The organism is Streptomyces pseudogriseolus (genome assembly GCA_002154585.1).
GTDB lineage: Bacteria > Actinomycetota > Actinomycetes > Streptomycetales > Streptomycetaceae > Streptomyces > Streptomyces pseudogriseolus.
The window spans coordinates 1-946 of the sequence record MUNG01000623.1 but is presented as its reverse complement, the minus strand read 5'-3'; the positions used below and the strand labels follow the sequence as shown (position 1 = coordinate 946).

1 protein-coding gene is annotated in these 946 nt (G+C 69.5%); it reads right to left on the bottom strand.

Going from position 1 to position 946, the window contains the following annotated elements; translation table 11 throughout:
• Window positions 1–256: 256 nt before the first annotated feature.
• A partial coding sequence (locus CCN29_RS33530; protein ID WP_086686255.1) for a stage II sporulation protein M occupies window positions 257–946 on the bottom strand: 690 nt, incomplete at its 5' end.

Genomic DNA, 946 nt, shown 5'->3' with positions numbered 1-946 from the left:
TCGCGCTTTCCTTTCCGGCGGTTCCGACTTTATCAGAAGTTCCGGGGCGGATTGACCGGCCTTCGATTTCCGACTTGTCGGGGGTGCTTCCGCGGAATCTGTGTCCCTGCGGGAAGCCAGTAGATGTTCACCGTCGCCTCCAGGGTCTGAACCCCATCTCCAGGCAACTGTTCAAATCTACCTCCCCACCGGCTCCGCGTCAACGGCTCCCGTGGGGCGAAGAGGACACTAGCAGCTCACCGGGGCCCGTCGCACATCAGGCGGCCACGGGCACGTCGGCGCTTCGCCCGGATGCCTCCAGGTCGCCGTTCTCGCCGGCGCGGGCGGCGCGTCCGCCCAGGACGTAGACGTACGTGAGGAAGGCCAGCTCCGCGACGACGCCGATGGTGATGCGGGCCCACGTGGGCAGGCCCGACGGGGTGACGAAGCCTTCGACGGCCCCGGAGACGAACAGCACCAGGGCGAGGCCGATCGCCATGGCCAGTGCGGCCCGGCCCTCCTCGGCGAGTGCCGTGCGCCGGGTGCGCGGTCCCGGGTCGACGACGGTCCAGCCGAGTCGGAGGCCCGTGCCGGCGGCGACGAAGACCGCGGTGAGTTCCAGCAGGCCGTGCGGGAGGACCAGGCCGAGGAAGGTGTCGAGGCGTCCGGCGGAGGACATCAGGCCGAAGCCGACGCCCAGGTTGAGCATGTTCTGGAACAGGATCCACAGCACCGGCAGACCGAGGAACACCCCGAGGATGAGGCACAGGGCTGCGGCCCACGCGTTGTTCGTCCACACCTGGGCGGCGAACGAGGTGGCCGGATTGCTCGAGTAGTACGTCTCGTACTGGCCGCCGGGGCGGGTCATCTCGCGGAGTTCCGCGGGCGCCGCTATGGAGGCCTGGACCTCGGGATGGCTGCCGATCCACCAGGCGAGCAGCGCGGCCACGGCCGTGGAGATCAGCGC